This is a genomic window from Ottowia thiooxydans, assembly GCF_040548795.1.
GTDB lineage: Bacteria > Pseudomonadota > Gammaproteobacteria > Burkholderiales > Burkholderiaceae_C > Ottowia > Ottowia thiooxydans_A.
In genome coordinates this window covers 364,612-381,355 of record NZ_JBEPSH010000007.1, presented here as the reverse complement: position 1 = coordinate 381,355, position 16,744 = coordinate 364,612, and the positions used below count along the sequence as shown (strand labels likewise).

The window sequence follows — 16,744 nt, the reverse complement described above, 5'->3', positions numbered from 1 at the left end:
ACTTATTACTCTTGAAGTTTCATTCCGGTGGCTTTAACCAACTGCTCGAGACGCTTGCCATCCAGGGCCGCAAAATCTTTGGCCTGCGCGCGCATCTGAGGCATCAGTTCGGAGTTCTGCTTGTCCAGGGCTGCGCGGAACTCTGGAGACGCCTTCACTTTTTCCAGCGCTTGGGCCAATCGCTCCACCACCGCTGCGGGGGTTTTTGCGGGGACGGCCAGGCTGTACCAACTGCCGGTCTCCATGCCTTTGAGACCGGCCTCCGCAAACGTGGGCACATCAGGCAACTCAGGAGAGCGTTTGGCGCCACCGTAGGCCAGGGCCTTCAGGCGTCCGTCCTTGATGAAAGGCACCACCACCGACACGTTGAGCATGCCCGCCTGTACTGTGCCCGCCACCATGTCTGTGGTGGCCGGTGCTGCGCCTCTATAGGGAATATGAACCAGGGAGATGCCGGCCGCATGCTTGAACATCTCGAAGGCGATATGCGGGGAACTGCCCATGCCAGCGGAGGCATAGCTGAGCTTGCCGGGCTGAGGCTTGACGAGCGCAATGAACTCTTTGAGCGTGCCAGCCTTGACGCCGGGATTGATCGTCAAGATATTGGGGACGTTGGCGATCATGCCGACGAACTCGAAATCCTTGATGCCGTCGTAAGGCACTTTGGTTGCCAGGGGCGTGACTGTGTGCGCAGCGGCCGTGCCCATGAGCAGCGTGTAGCCATCGGCGGGTGCTCGCGCCACGAAGGCTGCGCCCACCGAAGCGCCCCCACCCGGGCGGTTGTCCACAATCACTTGCTGGCCAAGAACATCTCCCAGACGTTTTGCCAGTTCACGGCCAAGAATGTCTGCCGGGCCCCCTGCCGCATAGGGGTTCACCATGGTGATCGGCTTGCTAGGAAATGAGTCGCCCTGGGCGTTCGCGACAGCTGCCACTGCCACTAGAAGACTGGCAAGCAGGCGCTTGTGAAAAATAGGCATGACGGGCTACTTTCTAAAAGAATGTCGAAAGGGAGTCGAAAAGTTGTCGAGCAGGGGGGGCGGATCAGATGGCGCGCTGCGTGCGCAAGGCATCGATCTCAGCGGGCTTGAGTCCCAGCACTCTCGAGAGCACTTCCTCGGTGTGCTCGCCCAGAAGGGGCGGTCGCTCTGCCTTGGGGTCGTCCAGGCCGTCGAATCGGAAGGGGACACGCAAGCCTTTGAACTCGCCTATGAGCGGGTGGTCGTACTTGACCACCATCTCACGCTCTGCGACGTGTTCGTTGCCAAGCACTTCGTCGACGTCAAGAATGGGCCCTGCAGGCACGCCCACGGCGTCACAGCGGCGGCACAGTTCTTCCTGGCTGAGCTTCTTGATGGCATCGCCCAAGCCCTGCATGACTTCTTCACGCCTGGCCAGCCGGTCGGCGTTCTTCAGCAGTGTCGGGTCTGTGGCCCAAGCCTGCAGGCCCAGCAATTCGCACAAAGGCTTCCAATGCTGATCACTTCCTGTGATCTGCACCCACTTGCCGTCGGAACACTCAAAGGCCGCAGATGGAATTCGCCCAGGGTGTTCTGTACCAAGGCGCTCTGGCACTTCACCCAGGGTGAACCAGCGAGCCGCTGCCAACGACAGCAAGCCCACTTGACCGTCGAACATCGAGAAATCCACATGGCTGCCCTGTCCGCTGGTGTGGCGGCCGTTAATGGCAGAAAGAATGGCAATGGCTACCCACAAGCCTGAGGTGAGGTCTGCAACGGGCAACCCAGGTTTCACAGGGCCGCCACCGCGTTCTCCGGTGAGGCTCATGATGCCGCCCATGGCCTGGAAAACGGTGTCGTAGCCTTTGCGATGCGCGTAGGGGCCGGTCATACCGAAGCCAGTGCACGACACATAGACCAGCTGATCATTGAGTGGCTTCAATGTTTCATAGTCCAACCCGTAGCGCTTCAATGTTCCTGTGGGAAAATTTTCAAGCAGTACGTCCGATTGGGCCGCCAGGCCGCGAATAACTTCCTGGCCTTGGGCAGAACGAAGATTGACCGTGACCGACTTCTTGCTGCGGTTGAACGCCAGATAGTAGGCCGAGACATCCCCCTTGTCACCATGCACGACGGGTTCGAAGCCGCGGGTTTCATCGCCAGTACCCGGCTGTTCCACCTTGATGACTTCGGCCCCGAGTTCGGCCAGGATCATGGACGCGAACGGGCAGGCGAGAACACGCGAAAGATCCAGGATCTTGAGTCCTTCGAGCGGGCGCATGTTCAGTGCTTTCCGTTCGCAGAAGCGGAGGTTGAAACAGAAGGCGTGGCGGCGGCGGTGCCTGCCGAGCGAAAGCCTCTCATCATCACGTTGGCATCCCGGCCCACATCGAGCGCATCGCCAAGAGATAGATCGCTGGCACGGTGAAATGTGCGCTTGGTGGTAGCCATGGCCAAGGGGCTCCACGCCGCCATCTTGGAGGCCATTTGCATGGCGGTGTCCAAAACATCCTGGTCCGGCACCGCACGATTGGCCAGGCCGAGCGCTTTGGCTTCGTGACCGTTGATGGGTTCTGCCATCGCAACCAGTTCAAACGCCTGCTTGCGTCCCAACTGCCGAACCAGGTTGGCAAGCACCACCGCGGCCACGATGCCGTGCTTGAGTTCAGGGTAACCGAAACGTGCGGTCTCCGACATCACGACCAGGTCACACGCCAGCGCGAGACCAGCCCCGCCGCCCAAGGCATTGCCGCGAACCGCTGCCACCACAGGCTTGTTCATCTGAGAGAAAACCAGATGGAGCGATGTCGTGAGATCGGCTCTGGCGTTGACGGCCTGCGGGTCGTCGGGCGTCAGGGCAGAAAACTCAGTCGTGTCAGCGCCTGCACAGAAGGATTTGCCGGCGCCTACCAGGACGACCGCATTGACAGCTGGGTCTGCGTCTGCCGCGCGCAAACCGTCCAGCAGCTCTCGCGTCAGCACGGTGTTCAGCGCATTGTGTTTTTCCGGCCGGTTCATGGTCAACACCCGAACAGGGCCGCGATTTTCGATCAGAAGGTGTGTCTCAGAGGTCATGAATATTGTTCTATGCAGCGGGTTGATCAGTTGGCGTGGCTGTCTCATGGATGGTGCGAGGAAGCACTTGGCACGCGCCTTAATTTGTGGACAATGTAAACTAACAAGTTGAGATCGTCAACTTATTTGCGGGCATCTCAAATGGTTGTTGATGTCCGAATTGATCTGGATCAGACCGATAAAATGGGCCAGCAGTAGATGAAGAAAGCCGTATGAAGAAGCCAAAAGTCCCCAAAGAGTCCGAGCTTGCGTTCGGAGAGTTGGTGTCGACCCGCCTTCACGCGCTGGCAGGCATTTCCGCGACCGTGACAACCTTGCGGATGCGCAGAAAACTCAATCTCACCTTGCTTGAGTGGCGCGCTGTGGGCCACTTGGGAAGTTACGGCCCGCTTTCGCTCAAACAGCTCGCTCAGCGAACCGGGCTGGACAAGAGCTACGCCAGCCGAACCGTGACCGCCCTGGTCAATAAAGGCGCCATCGTGAGCGAGCGAAGCGAAGAGGACGGCCGGGGCGTGGTGCTTTCGCTCACCGAGCAGGGTGTCAAGCTTTTCCACCTGGGCATGGATGACGCTCTCCAGCGCAACGAGACCTTGCTGTCCACCCTGGCGGGCGGGGATCGCGAGAAGCTTTGGGCTCTGCTGGACATGCTGACAGTCCAGGCCAAAGCGATGCTGAAAGAAGAGCGAGCGATTTCAGGCGGTTGAGGTCGCATGCCTTCCCGCCCGAAAAGTCCGCCTGGTGAGAGGGGGGTAAACGATCTGGCTTCGCTGAGTCCCAAAGATGCGAAGGTTTGCTTGAATACTGAACTTTCCAAGTTCTCCAGGTTCTCCGTCATTCCCGCGCAGGCGGGAATCCAGGGTTACTTGGCGCTGGGTGCCCTTAGTCGCAGGCCTACCCACCTGACAGCTTCAAACCCGCAACTAACAAGCGCAGTTACTGGCAAAGGCTGCGCTTCTTAACCCTGGATTCCCGCCTGCGCGGGAATGACGGGAAGGGAAGGGAAGGGAAGGGAAGGGAAGGGAAGGGAAGGGAAGGGAAGGGAAGAATCCGAAATCTCCAGCTTGTCTGCCATGTGACATGTCAGGCGAATCCACTATGAGAGGATGCGCATAGCCTGAAATTCCACCGTCACTTCCCAAGAAGCAGGAGCCTCTTTCATGGATTTTTCCCTCTCGCCGGAGATCATTGCCCTGCGCGACAAGACGCGCGAGTTCATTGCCGAGCAGATCATTCCCCTGGAAAACGATGCGCGCGCGTCCCATCACGGCCCGAGCGAGGAGCTGCGCCGTGAACTGGTGGGCCGCGCCAAGGCGGTTGGCTTGCTGACGCCCCATGCGTCCAAGGACATGGGCGGCCTGGGGCTCAGCCACATTGCCAAGGCGGCGGTGTTCGAGGAAGCTGGCTACTCGTGGCTGGGTCCTACAGCTTTGAACATCCACGCGCCAGATGAAGGCAATATCCATCTCATGGAAGAGGTGGCCACGCATGAGCAAAAAGAGCGCTGGCTGCGCCCTCAGGTGGCGGGGCAGACGCGTTCCTGCTTTGCCATGACCGAGCCCTCTCCAGGAGCGGGCGCAGATCCTTCGATGTTGATGACCACCGCGGTCCGTGATGGCAATGACTATCTGATCAACGGCGTGAAGTGGTTCATCACAGGGGCGGATGGCGCAGACTACATCATCATCATGGCACGCATGGAAGATGGCTCCGCCACCATGTTCCTGTCGGACATGGACCGCCCGGGCATTACCCTGGAGCGCAATATGGATGCCCTGGACGCTTGTTTCACAGGCGGTCATGGTGTGCTTCGTTTTGAGAATCTCAGGGTGCCCGCCAGTGACGTCCTGGGCGAAATCGGCAAGGGCTTCCGTTACGCGCAGGTTCGCCTTGCACCGGCGCGCCTCACGCATTGCATGCGCTGGCTGGGTCAAGCCAGGCGCGCGCACGACATCGCTCTCAACTACGTGAGCCGGCGCCAGGCCTTTGGCAAGCCTTTGGCAGAGCACGAAGGCGTGGGCTTCATGCTGGCAGATAACGACATCGATCTTCAGACCGCTCGCCTGCATATCTGGCATACAGCCTGGCTGCTCGACAAAGGGGAGAAGGGCAACTACGAATCCAGCCGGGCCAAGGTGGTCTGCTCTGAAGCAGAGTGGCGTGTGGTGGACCGCTGTGTGCAGATGCTGGGCGGGCAGGGTGTGACCGGAGAGTCTCCTGTGATGCGGATCTTCACCGACATGCGCGCCTTCAGGGTCTATGATGGCCCCAGCGAAGTCCACCGCTGGAGCATGGCTCGAAAGCTTGTGCACGCTGCCGGAAAAACATCCAACTGATCTAAAAAAGGGGAGACAACCCATGTTAAAGCTCTGCGGTTTTGCCGCCAGCAACTACTACAACAAGGTCAAATTGGCGCTGCTTGAAAAGGGCGTGCCGTTTGAGGAAGTTCTGGCCTGGCTTGGTGAGACCGATCCCGCCGCCAGCCCTCTTGGCAAAGTGCCCTATGCCATCACCGACCAGGGGCCTTTGAGTGAGTCGACGATCATCCTTGAATACATCGAAGACCGATACCCTGACAATCCGCTCCTGCCTGCCAGCCCGTATGAGGCTGCCAAGGTGCGCGAGCTTCTGCGCTATATCGAACTGCACCTGGAACTGCTTGCGCGCAACCTCTATGCGGAGGCTTTCTTTGGCGGCAAGGTGAGCGAAAACCTCAAGGAGAAGATTCGCCCCCAACTGGAAAAAAATGTGGCTGGCTTCGGTAAGCTGGTCAAGTTCTCCCCCTTCATCGCAGGCGAGAATTTCACCTTGGCGGACTGCGCTGCGGCTGTACACCTGCCTCTGGTCAGTAGCGCCAGCAAGATCATTTATGGGCAAGATATGCTGGCCGGTCTACCTGTCAAGGACTACCTCAAGCGACTGGGAGAGCGGCCTGCGGTTCAGAAGGTCAACGCTGATCGAAAAAGCAATACCGAGGTCATGATGGCTCGGATGAAAAAGCCCTGAGTTTCTTGACGTAGCAAGTCGCTGCAGGCCTGAGTTCAAGAGGGCCTGCTGGTCTACGTTTTTGCAATTGCTGAGAGTCAACCTACCGCCGTTTGGGCTGAGGTTCCACGGTTGTCGGCAAGCGGAAAGAGGTTTGAACTACCTAAAACCGTTCGGGCTGAGCCTGTCGAAGCCTCGCGCAAACGCTTCGACAGGCTCAGCGCGAACGGGTGTTTTTCATTCAATCCCTTAAGTCAAGGGGTGTCTAGCTTCATGAAGGTCTCAATAAGTTGAGGTCCTTCGTTTCAGATTTCGCTCAAGTCAGCGCTACTGCTGCCGGTGCTTCCAGCATAGCGGTCATGCCCAGAATGGACTGCATCACTTCCAGAAGCTGCAGGCCTGCGGACTTCGAATCAGCCGCTTGCAGTTTGGCCGCTATGAACCCATCCGGGCGTACGAGAATGACATCACCTTTCTCGTATCCGTAGAGCTTTTCAAACTTGGAATCAAACGGACGGTACATACCGTCCTTGCCTATCTTGACGGCCGGTATGGGGATCCCCATTACGTTTGAAGTATGTTGGGCCGCCTTCAACCAATGGGAGGGCATCTCGTGTCCGATCAGCACAAACTGCTTTCCCCAGAGGTCTATCGTCGAGACACGCTGTCCAGTGGCATCGAGCAACCACGCATGGGGAGCTCGCACGCCAGGTACGGTGGTTTCAGTGTACTCAGCCAGTTCAGGCACTGGGGGCGTTTCATGGTTTCGAATGACCGCTTGCGACTGATAGACCGTTCCAAGTTGATACCCGGTGTGCAACACAGCGTTCTCGCCGTGCGGAACAGACCGTTGAGAAAGGAATAGTTTGGCTTCCTCCGAGATCTGCCCCTGAGCAAAGAGTTCTCCCTCACCAACTCGAGCTGCTTCGGCAATCGCCTGGTAGTGCAAGGAGTTATACGTGGCTGACTTCACGGTGATCCTGGCCTTGGATTTGCGCTCAACCTCGTACGTCTCGAGCAGCGAGTCCCCGGCTTTTCCCCTGAGTACAAGATCCAGCTTCCACGCCAGATTGTTGGCGTCCTGAATGCCAGAATTCATGCCAAACCCCCCCCAGGGTGAATGCCAATGCGCCGCGTCTCCGGCGAACAGCACGTTGCCTTCACGCCACTTTCGAAGCAGTCCGGTGCTGTAATCGAACCGGTAGGTCTGGAAAATCTCGATGGCAAGCTCCGGCATGCCCAGCGCGCCTCGAATGCGCTCCAGCACCACTTCATGAATAGGCGGTGTTTCCTCATCATGACGGAAGCTGTAACGCCAGAGACCGCTTTCGGGGTGTTGGCTCCCGAACCAGCCTGCATACCGGGGTGGCAAGACGAACGAATGAAAGAATCCGTCTTTGCCCAAGGTGTTGTCCAGATCGGCGCGAAACTCCACAAGCACCTGGTTCCCGAAGGTGGGCCCGTGATCCTGCCCACGCCCTAACCTGGAGCGAATGAAGCTGTGCGCGCCATCGCACGCCACCACGTAGCGCGCAGTGACTTCTTTGGTGGCGTGAGATTGAGCGTCTTCGACGGTCAAATGCACGTGGTCTTCCTGCTGTGTGACGTCCGTGACGCGGGCGTTGAAATGCAATGAGGCGTTGGCGCAAGATTCACCCCGGCGGCGAATCGCGGCTTCATAGTCAGACGCGGGGACTTTGCGCGGGAAAACCGGACTGTGTGCTTCCCACTTCCTGACGTATTCATCGTGCGTTCCTTCCGTCGCCCGGATGGCGGCCACGGGGCCATTGGCTACGGTGACATAAAACCCCTGACCGTTTGCGTTTTCGGTTTCCCAGCCGACATCTTGCAAGAGATCCCATACGCCCCATTGCCTGAAAAGCTCGCCTGTGGACGCGTGAAGATATTGCCCCTTGGGCAAGGTCGTCGTGGTGGGGCGCCTTTCGAACATCGCCACGCTCAAACCGGCGCGGCCTAACAAGAGGGTCATGGAAAGACCGACCGGACCACCTCCGCAGACCACCACGTCAAAGTGATCGCTCTCATGATTTCTGGACTGTGCTGTCATGCGGGAGCCCTTTCTGCAGCGCTGCGCGCCATGCGCTCCGGACTTTTGTTCCACTCGGACCACGATCCCACATAAAGGCGGGGCGTGTGCCCCAAGGCATTGAGCGTGAGTACGGTAAGCGCTGAAAGTACCCCACCTCCGCAATACACCACAATGTCCTGGCCCGTTTTGACATCTGCGTTCCGGTACAACGCCTCAATCTCGCTCACAGTGCGTAGGTTGCCTGCGGGCGTCAGTTGCTCGGCAGTGGGGAGGTTAAGCGCGCGGGGAATGCTGCCGGCAAGATAGGAGTTCTCATCTCGTGCATCGAGAACCAGAGTATCAACACCAAGCTCTTCCAGGTCATTCACTTCGATCTGAGGCATGCCACCTGCATGCAGTTTGAGTTGCTGTGAAGCTGCAGTAGGTGTGCGATGCGTCTCGCCCTGAGCTACAGGCCCCCCGTGGTTAATCCATGCTTTCAGGCCGCCGTCAATCACCTTCACGTTGGTAAGACCTGCCCAGCGCAACACCCACCATCCACGAGCAGCAAGTGCCATTGAAGGTCCATAGAGAATCACCTCCGTGCTGTTGTCTACTCCCCAGGCCTTGAGTTGCCGCTCCAGTGTTTCCAGCTCGGGCAAAGGCAGATTCCCTGAAAGGGGCGTAGGCGCAGCCGCAAATACTTCGCGTATCTGCGCGTGAACAGCCCCCAGGATGTGGCCGTCGCGATAGTCCTTGAACTCGTCCGCCGGTTCGCCCAGGCGAGTGTCAATGAACAATCTGTTGGTGTTGGGTTGCCGAAGCAACTCTTCCAGTTGTACCAGGTCGCCGGATAACGAAGACAGCAAGTGCTTCATGAGAAAGTCCTCAGGAAAGGCGATGCGGGTCAATCCGCCACAGGCAGATTGCGTTCCTTGATCAGTTTTTTCCAGAAACTGGTTTCGGAGCGCACGACGTTGGTGAGGGCAGTCGTGCTGGTGTCGGGCAATTCTGCTGCCCAGCCTTTGACGGTTTCCTGAGTCGCCGTGCTCTTGGCGATTTCGGTAATCCTCTCAGACAGGCTTCGCACAATGGCGGGGTCCATATCCTTGGGCCCAAACACTGCAATCCAGGCGCCTATGGCAGGCACGTCTTTGAGGCCAAGCTCATGCAAGGTCGGAACGTTGCTCGCGATGACGCTGCGCTCACCGGAACTTACCGCCAGTGCTTCCATGGTGCCCGCCTTTATCTGGGGCCATGCAGTGACCAGGGAAATGATGGCGATATCGACATCTCCCCCCATGACCGCCGCCAACTGCTTGGAACCTGTGCTGTACGGTATGTGCATCATCTGCAAGCCGGCGCTGATATTGATGAGTTCGCCCAGATAGTGCATGCCCGTTCCTACGCCTGCGGAGGCGAAGTTCACCTTGCTCTGGCTGCTTTTGGCCTGCGCAAGAAAATCCTGGAACGTTTTGAATTTCCCGGTCTTGGCCACAATGACGTAGGGTGTGGTCGTGATCTGGGCAATGGGTTGCAGATCGCGCAAACCGTCCGCGTTCTTGTCATTCGTTGCCGCGCGTATGGTGATGGAGGAGCCCGTGACTAAAAGCGTATATCCATCTGGCGGCGCCGCAATCACCTGTTTGGCCGCCACCTCACCGCCTGCACCGGGTTTAGGTTCCACAACAAACGCTTGTTTGTATCGCGTGGCCAGTTCCTGTGAAAACAAGCGCGTGGAGTTGGCGGGGAAGCCGTCGTTCCAGGGCATGACAATCTTGACCGGTTTATTCGGGTAGGTTTGCGCATACCCGGCAGGAGCAAAGGACAGCGCGAATCCGGCCATAGCCAATGCCGCTGCTTTGAGAATCGATTTTTTCATCTGAAGTTCTCCATTGTTTGAACCACAAGAAAATTGAAAAGCCTGGCTTGGACGCTCTCAGATCACGTTGGCTGTTCTGTACCTGAGGATGTCCTGATCTGATTTGCCCAGGAGCTGTTTGAGCAATTCCTCGGTGCTGCTGCCAAGTTTGGGTGGTGCCAGCTTGTACTGCACAGGCGTGCCCATCAATCGCAGGGGGCTTGCGATCGTGGACACCATGCCTCCGTCTTCGGTGGGCAGGTCCACCCGCAGCCCGCGATGAATCACTTGGGGATCCTCAAAGACTTGCTTGTAGTCATTGATGCGCCCGCAGGGCACGCCCAATGACTCCAACCGCTCTATCCATTGATCGGCGGTACGGGTAAGCATGGTTTTGGCGAGTTCGGGAATGAGCGTTTCGCGGCCGGTCACTCTCCCTGTGACCTTGGTCCACCGTGCATCGGCAGCCAGGTCTGGGCGTTCTATGGCTTCGCAGTATTTCTGCCACTGCGCATCGTTACCCACAGCCACGACCATGCTGCCACCTAGGGTCTGAAATACCTGGTAGGGCACCAGGCTGGCGTGCGCATTGCCATACCTGAATGGAACTTTGCCGCTGGAAAAGTACCCGGTGACCTGGTTTCCGCCAAGGGCTACAAGGCAATCGAGCAGCGCCATGTCAATGTACTGTCCCCGTCCCGATACTTCTCGGTGGTTGAGTGCCGCCAGAATGGCGATGGACGAATACATGCCCGTGATCACATCCGCGATCGCAATGCCTACTTTCTGCGCGCCGCCACCAGGAACTTCGTCACGTTCCCCCGTGATGCTCATCAGTCCGCCCTGCGCCTGAAAAACGAAGTCATAGCCGGGTTTGTGCGAGCTGGGGCCGGTTTGTCCGTAACCCGTGATGGAGCAATAGACCAGGCGTGGATTGATGGCGCTCAAGGCTTCATAGTCCAGACCGTAGCGTTTGAGGTCACCGATCTTGTAGTTCTCCACCACCACATCAGATATGGCGGCCAAGGCCCTGATCAGCTCCTGCCCCTCGGAACTGGCTATGTCCACCGTGATGGACTTCTTGCCACGATTGGCTGCTGCGTAGTAGGTGGAGTCCTGTGTGTATTCGCCATCGTCATCCCTGATCCAGGGAGGACCCCAGCTTCGCGTGTCGTCTCCCACGCTGGGTCGCTCCACCTTGATCACCTCTGCGCCAAGATCGGCCAGGTTCTGCGTAGCCCACGGTCCGGCCAATACTCTCGACAAATCCAGTACGCGGACATGAGACAGCGCACCCACAGCTTGAGTTGAGGAAGTCATGGGACGCACTTACTCAATCTTGATGTTGGCTGAAGAGATCACCTTGGCCCATTTGTCGATCTCGGCATTCACAAACGCCGAGAACTCCGCTTGGCTCCTCGTGCCTGGCTCTGCTCCCTGCTCAAGAAAAAGCGACTTCATCTTGGGCGTGCTCAGAACTTCGCGCACATCTGCATTGATCTTCTGAGCGGTCTCTGGCTTCATCTGCGCTGGGCCATAGAGACCGAACCAGGCGGTCGCTTCAAAGCCCTTGACACCGGCTTCGTCGAGGGTCGGAATATCCGGAACTGCCGGCGATCGTTTCAGGGAGGTGACGCCCAGAGCCTTCAGCTTGCCCGCCTTCACATGCTGTATGACGCCAGTGACCGAGTCAAACATCATGGGAATCGTTCCACCCAGCAAATCGTTAAGTGCCGGCGCAGCACCCTTGTAGGGGACGTGCACCATCTGCACGCCGGTCATGGCCTTGAACAGCTCGCCCGAGAGGTGATTCGCGCCGCCCGTTCCGGCCGAGCCAAAGCTCAGCTTGCCAGGGTTTTCCTTTCCGTACTGAATGAGCTGCTGCACATTCTTGATCGGCAAGGCTGGGTTGATCAGCAGAAGGTTGGGCACTGCTGCCACCTCTGCCAGCGGCGTGAACGCGGTCTTGGTGTCGTATTTAAGGCTCTTGTACAGCCCTGGGTTGATCACGTGGTGCGTTGCCGTGAGCATCAGGGTGTACCCATCGGCCGGAGTCCGTGTCAGTTGCTCGGAGAAAATGGTTCCGCTGGCGCCTGCCCTGTTTTCCACCACCACAGGTACAGACCACTTCTGACCAAGCTCGGTGGCCAACTGACGCGCAAGAATGTCGGTCGTTCCGCCCGGAGGAAACGGCACCACGATCTTGACCGCCTGGGAGGGATAGGCCTGGCTGAATGCCAGGCTTGTAGCCAGGGCGGCCACGGCGCCCACTGACCACTTCAGGAATTTGAGGTTTGGTTTCATGAGCAGGCTATCCTTTTTCAATGTCTATTCACAGCGGAAATTCGGCCATGGCTTCACCCACGGCGACGATTTCGTCGCGCTGATTTCTCACTTCCACATCAAGACTGGCCCAGCGACTCGTTCCTGTCGTCTTGAGCGCGGTGATTCGTCCTTTGGGCGTGATGACGTCACCCGGTTTCACAGGACTCTTCCAGCGGGTTTCGAGTCGGCGCTGCACCGCGTTCTGCTCATAAAGCCAGTCGGTCAACATCTTGGTGATGACGCCGAAATTGTTCATGCCGTGCATGATGATTCCGCCGAAATTGGTCTTGCCGAAATCACCCTTCATGTATTCGTCGTCCAGGTGCAAGGGGTTGAAATCCAGGGATGCCTCGCAAAAATTGCGAATGGTTTCCCGGGTGGGCGAGAAGGACGTGCCTACGATTTCCTGGCCGATGCTCAGCTTTTCAAAACTCATTTGCGTATCTCCTGCTTTGGCTTATTGCGGGCGAATGGTCCAGCCGCGGCCGGAGCAGATCACTTCGTCGTGCTGGTTGAAAAAGACGTTGTCGTGCACGACGAACAAGCGGTCTTTCTTGATGAATTTGTCCAGGGCGCGGGCTTCAAGGCGAATCACATCACCAGGGCGAGCGGGCTTGTTGTAGCTCCAGGACTGTCCTGCGTTCACAGTGCCAGGGCTGCGCATCCAGTCGTCGGTGGGCGTGCACGCAAACATAAGGAGGATGTGGATGGCGGGCGGAGCAATGAGGCCGCCGTAAGGGGTTTTCTTGGCGTATTCCTCATCGAAGTACAGCGGATGCATATCTCCCACCACCCGGCAGTACTTCTGAATCGCTTCAAGCGTCAGCGTGTAGGGAAGGGTTTTTCTAGGGGCACCGGGAATGATGTCGTCCCATGTCTTGCGAAGGTTCGCGTCTTTCCAGAAGTCCGTTTCGAACGTCGTCTCTTTCATGAATACCTGCCTGGTTGAAATTAGGGAGAACATCGTGCATAATGTCCGCTAAGCGGTTAATTAAGACCGCTCTACGTTCATTCTTGTGCTTTTTTAATCTGCGTCAACCTGTTCGCGGGAAATCCCTTATGGCAACACCGGAAAGCGAGTCGTTTGTTCGAACCTTTGCGCGAGGCTTGCGCGTGATTGAAGTCATGGGGCAATCCACAGGAAGGCAGAACATTGCCCAGCTCAGCGAAGCGTCGGAGCTTCCTCGCACCGTGGTCCGGCGCTTTCTCTTGACGCTGATCGATCTCGGCTTTGTGAAGACAGATGAGAAGGACTACTGGCTGACCCCCAAGGTGCTGCGCTTGGGAATGACCTATCTCTACACGTTGCCGTTTTGGCGCCAATCGCAATTGGTGCTGGAGGAGCTTGGCACGCGCATGAAGCAGTCTTGCGCGGTCTCAGTGCTGGATGACGGCGATATCGTGTACATACAACGCTTTCATACCAAGCGTATCCTGGCTTTCAGCCCTTCCATAGGCAGCCGCTTGCCGGCCTATTCGGTATCGATGGGGCGGGTGCTTCTAAGTGGGTTACCGGGCGACCAACTCCAGACTTATCTCGATACCACCAGGTTCACTCCGCTCACACCTCGCACTGAGACAGACAAGACAAGATTGAACGCGGTAATCTCCAAAGTCCGGGGGCAGGGCTATGCCTGGTCAGACGCCGAATACGACGAGTCCATCAGTGGGCTGGCAGTGCCCATCAAAGACCACGCAGGCTCCATCATCGCGGCCATCAACGTGAGTTTGATCTCTGGAGAGTTCTCCGAGGATCAGGCCAAGGCGGAGTTCCTGCCGCTTCTGAAGTTGGCTGCATCTCGGTTGAAGGAGCACTGATGCTCTGAAGTTGCGAGGGATGCTGCGTCGGAACAAGAACTCCAGGTGGTCTGGTTGTGGACCTTCCTTGCGGCGCGCATCATCTTCAGGCAGCGAAGGACCGCAGCTTTTTGCCTGCCGGTCATTTCGATGCCAGCAGGGGTGCTGATATGGCGCCAATTGTTCTTTCCAAAGCGAAGCCGAGCGCCAAAAGCTGCGGATCCTGATGAGGCAACGCGGAGAATTCCAGGGCTATGGGCAAGCCCTCTTTTGATAGGGTAATTGGCACCACCAGGCTTGCCAGGTTGGCGACGGGTCCAAGTGCGGTGTTTCGCCCGTAGGCCTGAAAGAACGACACTTTCTTACCGCAGATAATTGCGTCTGAATTTTCACCAATGGGCGCAGGTAAGGCTGAAATAGGCGGGTAAACCATGGCGTCCAAGCCATGGTCTTGGAAGTAGCGCGTAGTGGCTTCTCTAACCTTGACACGCTGCGCAACCATGGCCAGAAATATTTCCTCCGGCGGCCTGTTGGGAGGTAGGGCTGTGTGTTTCAAGAAGTCCTGCATGTCGGGCGCAACCTGAGACAGCAACTGCTCAAAACTAACGCCGGTCTGCTGTTGTCTCAGGAAACTCGATACGGAAGGCAAGGCTTCGTACATCATGATGGTGGCGGCGACGTCAAACGCGCTTTGCATGTCGCTGGGTAGGTCGACCTTCACCAGCACAGCGCCGGCCTCTTGCAATTTTCGATAAGCCTCTTCTGTGGCGTTTTGAATCTCGGGGTCCAGGTCCGAGTGGTAGTAAGGCGCGATTCCCAGACGAATGCCGCTCAATGAGGTGAGCGCAGTAGCGGGTGCAGACCCTGTTTGGACCGAATCAAACAAGGCCAGATCAGCGACTGATCGCGTGAGCGCTCCCGCTTGATCGAACTTTCCATCGGTCAGGGAAAAGATTCCATCCCCCGGATACCGGCCATGGGTGGGGCGAAATCCATAGATACCGCACATAGCTGCAGGAATTCTGAGAGAGCCCAAGGTGTCCGCGGCCACAGCGATGGGAACCATTCCCGCCGCAACTGCGGCTGCTGATCCGCCGCTGCTACCACCGGGAATTTTCGCGGGGTCATGAGGGTTGTGAACAGCCCCGAATGCTCCATTGTGGCTTGTCCAACCGAAAGACAGTTCGGTCATATTCGTCTTTCCAAAGCAAATGGCCCCCTCGTTGAACAGCTTGCTCGCCAGCGGCGCGTCCACTGCCGGCTGGAACGACTTCAGTGCTTGCGTGCCATTGGATGTGAAGTATTCGCTGGTATTGACGCTGTCTTTAATGGCAATCGGAAGGCCTGCAAGCGCGCCGCCCAAGGCGCCGGCGCTGCGGGCTTTGTCGGCGTTGATTGCAGCCTGCAGAACCTTGTTGTCATCCAGAGAGATAAAGGCATTGAGCTGGTGCAGTGCACGTGCACGAGCCAGGAGCGCGCTGACATACTCTTGCGATGACATCTTGCCGTCACGCATGGCTGCAATAGCCTGTGTAGCGCTCATTGAGTGATAGCCGGCTGTGGAGGACTTGGCGCTTTCAACGCCTGCATCGACAGATGGAACGTGGCGAGAAGTCATGGTTTTTTCACCTATCAATCACTGGTTGCACTTCATTTGGAAATCTGCCCAAGCTTCTTTTCGGTCCTCAGGAATGCGAGCGTCTGAAGGCCAAGCCAACGCGGTGACCAATCTGGAGCATTCGTTGCCGGTTCGGACAGCGTCGCAGGGCATTTCGAACATACTGCTGCTGAATGAGGCTGGCTAGCTAGCAAGATCGCTAGGGTTGTGCTTCCAGCTCACGAGACCAAGCATAGGCTTAACGGGCCTTGGTACTCCTGGATCCATGAGTTCGTCATTCAGCGCTACCATTCGATCATCCGTCGAACACGGCGAGGAAGGAGACAATGTCTGCCCACTTGAACACCACTCAGACTTGCGCATGGGGTCAACTTTCGGAGATGGCTGCCGGGGCCATCGACGCTGACCGGCTCCGGGAATCTGTTGGGGCGCCGCTGCTGGATTTACTTGGCGCGGACACGTACGCATCCATGGTGTGGTGCGCCACCGAGCAGAGGTTTCGTCGGACGGTTTCTGTCGATATGGACCATGAGCGCCTGCATGAATGGCAGCGCTACTATCGCCACGTCGATCCGTTGACTATGCAGTTCATGGCACGGCGGGAGCCTACGGTGGCCACTCAGATAGTCTCGCGCCGGGAGTTGGTGCGATCGGAGTTTTTTGGAGACTTCCTCAGACCTCAGCGCATGCATTGGGGCATCAACGTTTTCTTTGTCTACGGGGGCGAATGCCTGGGGGATTTCAGGATCTGGCGGTCCTATCGAAAAGGCGATTTCGACGACCATGACATTAGCAGGCTCAAGCTGATAGAGCCAGTCATTCTCGCGTCCTTGGTTCGAATGCGTCGTGCTGCGCGGCCCCAGTCACTGGACGGCCGATTGCAGGCTTCTACAGAGCTGCCCGGTCTCATCCCAGGCCTGACCTCTCGGCAATGCGAGGTTGCGAGGCTCCTTCAGCACGGCGCAGCCGATAAAGAAATTGCTCGTCAACTTGGTATCAGTTATGCCACTGTGCGCTTTCACATAGGGCACCTCATGCGCAAGCTGAAGGTGGCAAGCCGGACCGCAGCGGTAGTTCGCCTCAGCCAGATCTGCTAG

16 protein-coding genes are annotated in these 16,744 nt (G+C 57.6%); 5 read left to right on the top strand and 11 right to left on the bottom strand.

Annotated elements, in window-relative coordinates; all coding sequences use genetic code 11:
- Positions 1–5 precede the first annotated feature (5 nt).
- The 3 genes from ABIE13_RS18790 to ABIE13_RS18780 form a co-directional block, all read right to left on the bottom strand.
- A complete protein-coding gene (locus ABIE13_RS18790) occupies positions 6–980 on the bottom strand; it encodes a Bug family tripartite tricarboxylate transporter substrate binding protein (RefSeq protein ID WP_354446232.1) in 975 nt (324 codons plus the stop codon).
- A gap of 64 nt (positions 981–1,044) precedes the next feature.
- A complete protein-coding gene (locus tag ABIE13_RS18785; RefSeq protein WP_354446231.1) occupies positions 1,045–2,241 on the bottom strand; it encodes a CaiB/BaiF CoA transferase family protein in 1,197 nt (398 codons plus the stop codon).
- A 2-nt stretch (positions 2,242–2,243) separates the two neighbouring features.
- Positions 2,244–3,035: an enoyl-CoA hydratase/isomerase family protein gene (locus tag ABIE13_RS18780; RefSeq protein ID WP_354446230.1), complete on the bottom strand. Its 792-nt coding sequence runs from the start codon at positions 3,033–3,035 to the stop codon at positions 2,244–2,246.
- Positions 3,036–3,247: 212 nt separating this feature from the next.
- Here ABIE13_RS18780 and ABIE13_RS18775 point away from each other — a divergent pair, with 212 nt between their 5' ends.
- From ABIE13_RS18775 to ABIE13_RS18765, 3 genes are all read left to right on the top strand, one after another.
- The gene (locus ABIE13_RS18775; RefSeq protein ID WP_354446229.1) at positions 3,248–3,739 is read left to right on the top strand and encodes a MarR family winged helix-turn-helix transcriptional regulator; all 492 of its coding nucleotides are present in this window, start codon (positions 3,248–3,250) and stop codon (positions 3,737–3,739) included.
- Positions 3,740–4,192: 453 nt separating this feature from the next.
- On the top strand, positions 4,193–5,368 hold the full coding sequence (locus ABIE13_RS18770; RefSeq protein WP_354446227.1) for an acyl-CoA dehydrogenase family protein: 1,176 nt from the start codon (positions 4,193–4,195) through the stop codon (positions 5,366–5,368).
- Positions 5,369–5,390: 22 nt separating this feature from the next.
- On the top strand, positions 5,391–6,038 hold the full coding sequence (locus tag ABIE13_RS18765; RefSeq protein ID WP_354446225.1) for a glutathione S-transferase family protein: 648 nt from the start codon (positions 5,391–5,393) through the stop codon (positions 6,036–6,038).
- Between the two features lie 295 nt (positions 6,039–6,333).
- Here ABIE13_RS18765 and ABIE13_RS18760 read toward each other — a convergent pair whose 3' ends face one another.
- From ABIE13_RS18760 to ABIE13_RS18730, 7 genes are read right to left on the bottom strand one after another with little or no spacing between them, the layout of a single operon-like run.
- The gene (locus ABIE13_RS18760; RefSeq protein ID WP_354446223.1) at positions 6,334–8,085 is read right to left on the bottom strand and encodes an FAD-dependent monooxygenase; all 1,752 of its coding nucleotides are present in this window, start codon (positions 8,083–8,085) and stop codon (positions 6,334–6,336) included.
- Positions 8,082–8,924 carry a sulfurtransferase gene (locus tag ABIE13_RS18755; RefSeq protein WP_354446221.1) on the bottom strand — a complete coding sequence of 281 codons (843 nt, stop codon included), beginning with the start codon at positions 8,922–8,924 and terminating at the stop codon, positions 8,082–8,084. Before ABIE13_RS18755 ends, ABIE13_RS18760 begins: the two co-directional genes overlap by 4 nt.
- Before the next feature lie 29 nt (positions 8,925–8,953).
- A complete protein-coding gene (locus ABIE13_RS18750) occupies positions 8,954–9,928 on the bottom strand; it encodes a tripartite tricarboxylate transporter substrate binding protein (protein WP_354446219.1) in 975 nt (324 codons plus the stop codon).
- Between the two features lie 57 nt (positions 9,929–9,985).
- Positions 9,986–11,227, bottom strand: a complete 1,242-nt coding sequence (locus ABIE13_RS18745; protein WP_354446217.1) for a CaiB/BaiF CoA transferase family protein — start codon at positions 11,225–11,227, stop codon at positions 9,986–9,988.
- 9 nt (positions 11,228–11,236) lie between these two features.
- Positions 11,237–12,211, bottom strand: a complete 975-nt coding sequence (locus ABIE13_RS18740; protein ID WP_354446215.1) for a tripartite tricarboxylate transporter substrate binding protein — start codon at positions 12,209–12,211, stop codon at positions 11,237–11,239.
- Positions 12,212–12,239: 28 nt separating this feature from the next.
- Positions 12,240–12,668, bottom strand: a complete 429-nt coding sequence (locus tag ABIE13_RS18735; RefSeq protein ID WP_354446213.1) for a MaoC family dehydratase — start codon at positions 12,666–12,668, stop codon at positions 12,240–12,242.
- A gap of 21 nt (positions 12,669–12,689) precedes the next feature.
- Entirely contained in the window at positions 12,690–13,163 is a 474-nt protein-coding gene (locus tag ABIE13_RS18730; RefSeq protein WP_354446211.1) for a MaoC family dehydratase, read from the bottom strand.
- 128 nt (positions 13,164–13,291) lie between these two features.
- On the opposite strand from ABIE13_RS18730, the gene ABIE13_RS18725 reads away from it, so the two are divergent.
- Positions 13,292–14,050, top strand: coding sequence for an IclR family transcriptional regulator domain-containing protein (locus ABIE13_RS18725; RefSeq protein WP_354446209.1), 759 nt, complete (start codon positions 13,292–13,294; stop codon positions 14,048–14,050).
- A 121-nt stretch (positions 14,051–14,171) separates the two neighbouring features.
- Here ABIE13_RS18725 and ABIE13_RS18720 read toward each other — a convergent pair whose 3' ends face one another.
- The gene (locus ABIE13_RS18720; RefSeq protein ID WP_354446207.1) at positions 14,172–15,647 is read right to left on the bottom strand and encodes an amidase family protein; all 1,476 of its coding nucleotides are present in this window, start codon (positions 15,645–15,647) and stop codon (positions 14,172–14,174) included.
- 326 nt (positions 15,648–15,973) lie between these two features.
- On the opposite strand from ABIE13_RS18720, the gene ABIE13_RS18715 reads away from it, so the two are divergent.
- Entirely contained in the window at positions 15,974–16,744 is a 771-nt protein-coding gene (locus tag ABIE13_RS18715; RefSeq protein WP_354446205.1) for a helix-turn-helix transcriptional regulator, read from the top strand.